General features: G+C 37.8%; 9 protein-coding genes and 2 pseudogenes. 5 read left to right on the plus strand and 6 right to left on the minus strand.

Annotation, left to right across the window (positions count from 1 at the left end; all coding sequences use genetic code 11):
- Window positions 1-111: 111 nt before the first annotated feature.
- Both MKL32_RS10695 and yiaA read right to left on the minus strand, forming a co-directional pair.
- On the minus strand, window positions 112-540 hold the full coding sequence (locus MKL32_RS10695; protein WP_004953900.1) for a hypothetical protein: 429 nt from the start codon (window positions 538-540) through the stop codon (window positions 112-114).
- Window positions 541-752: 212 nt separating this feature from the next.
- Complete coding sequence (gene yiaA, locus MKL32_RS10700; protein ID WP_004915237.1) at window positions 753-1211, minus strand: inner membrane protein YiaA; 459 nt, start codon at window positions 1209-1211, stop codon at window positions 753-755.
- 247 nt (window positions 1212-1458) lie between these two features.
- Between yiaA and prfA the strand changes: the two genes are divergently transcribed.
- The gene (gene prfA / locus MKL32_RS10705) at window positions 1459-2547 is read left to right on the plus strand and encodes a peptide chain release factor 1 (RefSeq protein ID WP_039048041.1); all 1089 of its coding nucleotides are present in this window, start codon (window positions 1459-1461) and stop codon (window positions 2545-2547) included.
- Window positions 2547-3365 (plus strand): peptide chain release factor N(5)-glutamine methyltransferase, encoded by an 819-nt coding sequence (prmC, locus tag MKL32_RS10710; protein WP_039048040.1) that lies wholly within the window; start codon window positions 2547-2549, stop codon window positions 3363-3365. The genes prfA and prmC overlap by 1 nt, the downstream gene beginning before the upstream one ends.
- Here the strand turns inward: prmC and MKL32_RS10715 are convergent.
- Together MKL32_RS10715 and MKL32_RS10720 are read right to left on the minus strand one after the other, a co-directional pair.
- Window positions 3362-3994, minus strand: a complete 633-nt coding sequence (locus tag MKL32_RS10715) for an FMN-binding negative transcriptional regulator (protein WP_270900530.1) — start codon at window positions 3992-3994, stop codon at window positions 3362-3364. The two genes, prmC and MKL32_RS10715, sit on opposite strands and share 4 nt — an antisense overlap.
- Before the next feature lie 12 nt (window positions 3995-4006).
- The gene (locus MKL32_RS10720) at window positions 4007-5068 is read right to left on the minus strand and encodes an AraC family transcriptional regulator (RefSeq protein ID WP_004962441.1); all 1062 of its coding nucleotides are present in this window, start codon (window positions 5066-5068) and stop codon (window positions 4007-4009) included.
- Window positions 5069-5210: 142 nt separating this feature from the next.
- Here MKL32_RS10720 and MKL32_RS10725 point away from each other — a divergent pair, with 142 nt between their 5' ends.
- Entirely contained in the window at window positions 5211-5981 is a 771-nt protein-coding gene (locus MKL32_RS10725; RefSeq protein ID WP_004953914.1) for a 3-hydroxyacyl-CoA dehydrogenase, read from the plus strand.
- Window positions 5982-6137: 156 nt separating this feature from the next.
- Window positions 6138-6821 (plus strand): superoxide dismutase, encoded by a 684-nt coding sequence (locus MKL32_RS10730; RefSeq protein ID WP_039048350.1) that lies wholly within the window; start codon window positions 6138-6140, stop codon window positions 6819-6821.
- A gap of 55 nt (window positions 6822-6876) precedes the next feature.
- Here the strand turns inward: MKL32_RS10730 and MKL32_RS10735 are convergent, their stop codons facing one another.
- Window positions 6877-7449: a flavin reductase family protein gene (locus tag MKL32_RS10735; protein ID WP_039048349.1), complete on the minus strand. Its 573-nt coding sequence runs from the start codon at window positions 7447-7449 to the stop codon at window positions 6877-6879.
- Between the two features lie 58 nt (window positions 7450-7507).
- Window positions 7508-7984: pseudogene (locus MKL32_RS10740) on the minus strand (helix-turn-helix domain-containing protein); the annotation flags it as partial.
- A 101-nt stretch (window positions 7985-8085) separates the two neighbouring features.
- On the opposite strand from MKL32_RS10740, the pseudogene MKL32_RS10745 reads away from it, so the two are divergent.
- A pseudogene (locus MKL32_RS10745) lies at window positions 8086-8425 on the plus strand (transposase); the annotation flags it as partial.

Below are 8425 nucleotides of genomic sequence, written 5' to 3' on the forward strand. Positions count from 1 at the left end.
TGAGTCCTTTATAGTTAAAGTGTTTGTTTGCACTCATATTTTAACTATTTAGACTCAGGTTTTTTATTTAAAGCAAACTATGGGACAGCAGTGACCCGAAGGTGCTTTTTATCAATGATGACGATGTTTGCGTTTTTTCTTATATTTTTTTGACTGATAGTTGTCGTAGTCTCGGTCTTGACCTACTTTACGACCCAAAGCGGCACCACCTGCTGCACCCGCAGCTGCGCCAATATAACCACCAGTTGTACCAGCAATATTGCGACCAACAGTATAACCACCTACACCACCTAAACCACCACCAATTGCAGCTTCGGTACGCGTACGTTTACTGCTAGCAGCAGCTGCACCACCAGCACCACCAACAGCTGAACCAATCATGGCACCACTATGACCACCAATCTCTTTACCTATTGCTGTACCAACAACACTACCTAAAGCTGAAGTGGCTGCAACACGTGTTGCATTATCTGCATATGCAGTGCTTGCAATAGTAGAACCTGCAAGGATTGCACTCAGTAACATAAAATGCGCTTTCATTTTGACTCCATGTGCCCGCTGTTCAGGCATCTTTTGTAATGGAAGCAAATGTAACAAAGCTTGTGGAGTGAAATTGTGGAGATGCATCCTGTTATTATTGTGATTTGGTAAGTTGATTGTATGGTTTTGTTTAAATCAGTATTAAGATTAATCAAATAAATTCAATTTTCATTAATGATTAAGCCAATATGAAATTATAGTGCTGATGTCATTTATGAATCTTGATGAGAAGAATCTTCAAGTTTTAATTGATTTGTAGACTCTCGCTTCTGTAAACGTAAATGTTCGAGATCACGAATATTTTTCTGGGTAGCCGTAACACCAAATAAGCTCAATAAAAAGGACATAATGTAATAACCTTTTTCGCTCAGACTAAGTGTCGCATTCGATAAACTAAATAATAGTAACCCAATACAAATACCGACTGAGGTCCAACAAAGTGCAACGTAGATTGCAGTCACAGGTATATCTTCTAACTTATCACGCAATGTTTTTTGTAGGGATACAGCAGAGAAAAGACCGTAAAGTAAAATAACGAGATAAAAACCTTTTTCATGTAAAGGCATTGAAGCATTCCATAAGCCAATCATAAAACCAACAGCACCGATCACGACTGCAAGCCAACTTGCCCCAATAAATGCCAATGTTGGGCGGTTAATTAAATTACTCATATTGATTATCCTGTTGTTTTATCATTTTATTTGTCTCTCATATTTATATAGAACGGCAAAAAAGAGAACAAGAGCCTACAACTAAAAATGAACAATTTATGATGAAACGAAACTTGATCACGCAGTAGTGAAGTTTCACTATGTCATTTAAGCGGTAGAATCTGTAAACTATGCGCAATTTTTTGATTTTACTCATGCTTCAACTTTGTAATGGCATTGAGTCTTTGGATTTCGAGATATTCCGCCCATGAAAGCATCACTCCGCTTAAGACTAGATCAACTCTGTGATCGTCATGAAGAGCTGACGGCATTACTTGCTGATGTAGAAGTTATTTCTGACAACAAACGTTTTCGTAAATTGTCACGAGAACATAATGATTTAACTGAAATTACAGAAGTTTGGGGTAAATATCGTCAAGCTGAAGAGGATATTGAAACAGCTGAAATGATGAAATCTGATCCAGATTTCAAAGATATGGCAGAAGAAGAGATTAAAGAAAACAAGGCACTTTTAGTTGAGCTAGAAGAACAGCTTAATGTGTTAATGATCCCTAAAGATCCTAATGATGCGAATGCTGCTTATTTAGAAATTCGTGCAGGGACGGGTGGTGATGAAGCTGCTATTTTCTCTGGCGATTTATTCCGTATGTATAGTAAATATGCTGAAAGTCAGGGTTGGCGAATTGAAGTCCTGTCTGAAAATGAAGGTGAACACGGTGGTTATAAAGAAGTAATCTGTCGTGTTGATGGTGAAGGTGTATATGGTCGCTTAAAGTTTGAAAGTGGTGCGCACCGCGTACAGCGCGTACCTGCCACTGAATCACAAGGTCGTGTTCATACATCTGCATGTACAGTCGCTATTTTGCCTGAAGTAGATGTAGATACAACAGTCGAAATCAATCCAGCTGATCTCCGAATTGACACTTACCGAGCATCAGGTGCAGGTGGTCAGCACATTAACAAAACCGATTCTGCTGTTCGTATTACTCATATTCCATCGGGTGTGGTTGTGGAATGTCAGGAAGAACGTTCTCAGCACAAAAACAAAGCCAAAGCGATGGCATTACTTGTATCTCGTTTAGAAAATGCAAAACGTGCAGCAGCGGATGCAGCTACTTCTGAAATGCGTCGTGACTTAGTTGGTTCTGGTGACCGTTCTGAGCGTATTCGTACGTATAACTATCCTCAAGGTCGTATGACGGATCATCGTATTAATTTAACGTTATATAAATTAGACGCGATCATGGAAGGTGATTTAACTGAATTGCTGGATAGTTTGCATCGTGAATATCAAGCGGATCAATTAGCGATGCTTGCTCAGGAAAATGGCGGCTAATGAATATTGCTCAGGCATTAGAAATTAAAGGTGAAATTGATAGCTATGAACGTCAAGAAGCTGCGTGGCTGCTTGAACATATACTGGGTATCAATTCATTAGAGTTAAAACTAAGACTTGAGCAACAGTTAACTGAAATTCAAGAGCAAGCTTATTTGAATGGGCTTGCTCGTATTGATCATGGTGAACCACTAGCTTATGTAACAGGTTCACAACCGTTTTGGACTCTGGACTTAAAAGTCACACATGACACATTGGTGCCACGTCCAGATACAGAAATATTGATTGAAACTGTGTTAAAGCTTGAACTTGATTCAACATCTAATGTCGTTGATTTAGGTACTGGAACGGGTGCTATTGCATTGGCTCTAGCAAGTGAGCGTCCTCAGTGGAAAGTTACGGCAACAGATATTTATCAACCTACGCTCGAAGTCGCACAGGAAAATGCCATTCGTCATGGTTTAACGCAGGTTAAGTTTGCTTGTGGTGCTTGGTTTGATGCATTAGAAAAACAATTTTTTGATCTTATTGTTTCAAATCCGCCGTATATCGATCCAGAAGATGTGCATATGCAAATGCTTAAATCAGAACCTGAACGAGCACTTATTGCTGATAAGCAAGGATTGGCGGATCTAGAAACTATTATTGTTCAAGGTAAAAGTTGGTTAAATCCAAATGGGTGGATTGTGCTTGAACATGGCTATGATCAAGGTGAAGCAGTCCGTACTATGTTTGAGAAAGAGGGTTTTAGCCAAATTCAAACCATCAAAGATTATGGTGGCAATGATCGTGTTAGCCTTGGACAGAAGTTGAATTAATCTTCAATATATTGTTTGACTGCTTTAGCTAATTGAATCTGACCTTGTTTTTCTAAATTATTTACCACGTTTACAGCATCAGATTGGTCTCTATTTTGGCTAAGTTTGAATTTTCCAGTCATGTGCTGGATTTCAATCTCTATACCAATTATTTGTTTGAGTTCTGCTGCAATGTAATCGCTAGGTGCATCAGACATTTTCCATGGTTTTTCTTGCTTGTCTTCATGTGTCCGAGTAAGTTTGGCGAGTATGCCCCGTAAGGATTTTTCATCTTCTAAAAATTTAATTTTTCCTTTTACGTGTACGACTTGATAATTCCATGTTGGTACATGACGGTGATGCAATTGTTTGCTTGGATACCAGTTGGGGGAAATATAGCCTTGTTCACCTTGGAAAATAACTAAAACATCAGTACCACTCTCAATCAAAGTATGCAATTCATTATTTCGTGCAATATGAGCGATAAGAATTGCGTGATTAGATTTAGACTCATGTAAAAGTTTAAAGGGTAAGTGATTTGCTTCGATACCATTGGAGCTGTGAGTGACTAATGTACCTAACGGATATTTTTCAACGAGTTGATATAATTTCTCAGTATTTTTTTCTTCAAAAATTTCAGGTAAATACATTTTTTAAACCATTCAGTCTTCAAATTGGTTAACAAGTAGTTTTTTGCTTGGGGATATTTTTCGATAGCTACCAGGGCTTACACCACTCCATTTTTTAAAAGCACGATGGAAAGCACTTGGATCGTGAAAATTTAGATCATCACTAATACTTTGAATTGAATCATTCGTTTTGTTCAGACGTTCAATTGCAATATCACATCGAATATCATTTTTAAGCTGTTGATAGCTTACACCTTCTTGTTTTAGTCGACGTTGAATAGTTGCTGTGGACATATTCATTTGTTGTGCAATATCTTTTAACTCAGCCCATTCAGAAGGTGGTTGGAGAATCAATTGTCTGCGGATTTGTAGGCTTAATGAGTTTTCATTTTTAAAGCGCACAATTAAATTATATGGGGCATGTTTTAGAAACTCATTTAATGCCTGTTTATCTTTTTTAATCTTGTGCTTGAGATAGTGAGCATCGAATTCAATTTTATTCTGTTCAGCATTAAATTCTATATTTTCACAAAAGCGTACTCGATAATCTTGTATCTCAACAGGTTGGTGGCATCTAAATGACATTCGGTGAAAACTAATACGCTGATCGCTCAACCAACACATCAAACTATGTACGAGCATTAAAAAAGTCGAATAGGTAAACATTCGTTTGGGTTGATCACGGTCATGTAGGATAAGAAATGCTTTCGAACCTTCCTGAACTAATTCCCCATGAATATCATCCAAAATCAAAGCTAAAAATTTTAAGATATCTTGTATAGCCTGTTCTAATGTATTCGCACCAAAAGCAAGTTTCGCCAATACTTTATAACTTCCTCGGCGCATTGGATGAGTATCCATGCCGAGAAATTCATCATTCATACTTTTTGCCAGTTCAACCCAAAGCTGTGCAGATTGGTTAACAGGGACTCGTGCTTTGGTTGAAGTTAATAATTCAGCTGAAATACCCGCTTTGTTAGCGATATTGACGATATTTAAGCCGCGGCTAGCTGCAACACTCAATGCTTCACGAATAAGTGCATTTGAAATCGTATCCTTTGCAGAATTGATATCTTGATTTGGAAGTTTGCTCATAAAAGATGAAATACAGGAGAGTGAATGAAATAAATGCTCAAAAATCGCATTAAATTTGCTACTTTTTGAAATTGTATCGGAAAAAAGTTGCCTTTACTCTTTGTTATAAAAATTTATCACTTTAATTTGATAGGAAACGTAAATGAAAATTCAGGGAAAACACTTTGTTATTACTGGCGGTGGTTCTGGTTTAGGCGCAGCGACAGCTGAATATTTGGTTCAGAAAGGTGCATCCGTCACTTTAGTTGATATGAATGCTGAAGTTGGAACTCAGCAGGCACAAGCATTGGGTGAAAAAGCTGAATTTGTCCAACTCGATGTTACGGATGAGCAAGCTGCTGAGCAATTTTTTAAAGATGTATTAGTCAAGCATGGTGCAGTGCATGGTTTAGTTAACTGTGCTGGGATCGGACCATCAGCGAAAGTTGTTGGTAAAGATGGTGTACACGATTTAGGTATGTTCTCTAAAACGCTTCAGATTAATGTCACTGGTACATTTAATATGCTGCGTTTAGCAGCGGAAGCCATGAGTAAAAATGAAGTTGCAGAAGGTGATGAAGATCGTGGAGTAATCGTCAATACAGCTTCGGTTGCTGCGTTTGATGGTCAAATTGGTCAAGCTGCATATTCTGCTTCAAAAGGGGCAGTAGTTGCCATGACTTTGCCGATTGCAAGAGAGTTAGCACGTCATGCAATTCGTATTATGGTGATTGCACCAGGTATCATGGAAACACCGATGCTTAAAGGTCTACCACAAAATGTACAAGATGCATTAGGTCAAATGGTTCCGTATCCATCGCGTTTAGGTCGTCCTGAAGAATTTGCGCGCTTGGTTGCACATATTGCTGAAAACTCATATTTAAATGGTGAAGTAATTCGCTTAGACGGCTCGATTCGTATGGCTGCAAAATAAAAATATCTTTACATAAATAAAAGCGATGATTGGTTCATCGCTTTTATGTTTTTAATAAGTAGTAAAATGTATCTTTGGTATATAGTTATTTGACCTGCTTTGGATTTGCTTATATTTTTGATAATGAAAATGATTATCAATTTATGGGATCTAATGATGCGTATGTTAAATAAAAGCCTATTTTCATTGATGTTATGTGCAGGATTAAGTTTGCCTGCCTATGCGGAATTTAAGCAAACACCATTGCCTTACAAAAGTGATGCACTAGAACCCGCGATTGATCAAAAAACGATGGAAATACATTACGCAAAGCATCACAAAGCTTATGTTGATAATTTAAATGCTCAGATTAAATCCTATCCAGAGCTAGATAAATTAAGTATTGAACAAGTCCAAGCACAAATTTCTAAATATAATTCAGCAGTACGAAACAATGGTGGTGGGCATTTTAACCATGCTTTCTTTTGGGAAAGTTTAGCACCGACTAATAAAACTGGTAAGGTTAGTGCAAAGCTACTAAAACAAATCAATCAAGATTTCGGCTCATTTGAAGCCTTCCAAGATAAATTCAATCAGGCTGCAACAGGTCGTTTTGGCTCGGGTTGGGCATGGTTAATCTTGAATGATGCAGGTCAATTGGAGATTGTTTCAACGCCAAATCAAGATAATCCTTTGATGGATATTGCGGAGAAGAAAGGACAGCCACTTTTAGGTTTAGATGTTTGGGAACATGCTTATTATCTTAAATATCAAAATCGCAGAGCAGACTACACCAAAGCTTTTTGGTCTGTTGTAAACTGGAATACTGTAAACCAGCGTTATGATACTGCAATTAAATAGTCTTTATATTATTCATGTGAGAAGCGATGCTAAGTGCATCGCTTCTGTGTTTGATTTACTCTGCTTTCACTTCTTCGCCAATTAAATAAAACGTACCACCAGCAATATAGTGTAGGCTTTTCAGGTTTTTATGCTCTTCCGAAAAATGCCAGTGACCATCGCGGAAAACACGCGTATCAGCCCAAGCAGCAATAACAGAGCCGATAAATAAATCATGGGTTTGCTGATTGTGTGCTTCTGGTATCAGCTTGCATATTAACCAACCAATACTTCCAGTGACTAATGGTACAGAATGGTTTTCTTGATAAAAGACTTCAGTTTTACAGGTTTGTAATTTCTCAGAATCATCAAATTGACTGATGCTTCCAAGCTGATGAACCATGTTGAGTTGTTCATAACACGGAACCTGTAATGCAAAATAGCCACTTTTCTCCACGAGTTCTCTCGTCTTGGTAGTTTTATCTAAAACCACAGTCACTTTTGCTGGTGAAAATTCTAAAGCACATGCCCATGCTGCCGCCATAACATTGACTTCATCATTATGCTGAGCAGAAACAAGTACAGTTGGACCATGATTAAGTAAGCGATAAGATTTAGATAACTCGACGGGTGCAATGTGTTGATTCATTACTTCATGTCCTAAAACAGCAATTCAAATGTATCTATATTTGATTTTAAGTGAAGGCTTATTCAAGCGCCCAGCGTTTAACTGCGCGATTAAAACTTGAAGTTGAAGCATAACCTAACTGTTTTGCGATTTGATCTTTTGAGGCGAAGGGACTTAACATCAATTTTTGTGCCTTTGTTTTGCGTACATCATCGTATAAGCTCTGAAAACTTACAGATTTTTCTTGAAGCATTCGTTGTAAAGTTCTTTTGGTAAGGTTTAATTTTTGAGCAACTTGATCAATTCCAAGCAAGCCCTCTATTGGATCATCGATTAGCTGTTTAACGCGATATAAAATATCCTGTGTGGCAACTAATTCATCGAGTTCTTTTTGACAAAGTTGTTTAAACTTTTCTGAAGTTAAAGGGTCCGAAAGACTCAATGGCATTTCTAGAAATTTAGCTGAAGCAATTAATCGAGTACAAGATTCTTCAAAAGTAATGACTTCAAAAGTTGAGTCTAAAATGTCTTTAAACCTTGAAAAATAAGCAGGATATGAATAGCCACCAAAATTCTAGACACATATAACCATCTTTTGGACTGCCACCACTCTCCTAGACAAATTTCGTCTATTCTTTTTGCATAGGAGAGAACATTATGAGTGGACAACGATACACCCCAGAATTTAAAGATGAAGCTGTTAAATTGATTACCGAACGTGGATATTCTGTCACTGATGTGGCTGAACGTTTAGGTGTATCACAGCACAGCATTTATAAATGGCTAAAGGCCGTACAGCCTTTACGCAACAACCCTGATGAACATGAACTACTCGAAGCAAAGAAAGAGATCCTTCGTCTTAAAAGTCAGCTTAAGCAAACTGAAGAAGAGCGAGATATCTTAAAAAAGGCCGCAAGGTACTTTGCAAGCCTGCCCGAGTAAAGTATCAGTTTATCCTTGAGTACAGCCATCAATTTAAGATTAAAACGATGTGTCG

Origin of the sequence: Acinetobacter sp. AOR34_HL, assembly GCF_027854795.1 — a bacterium.
Taxonomy (GTDB): Bacteria; Pseudomonadota; Gammaproteobacteria; order Pseudomonadales; family Moraxellaceae; genus Acinetobacter; species Acinetobacter junii.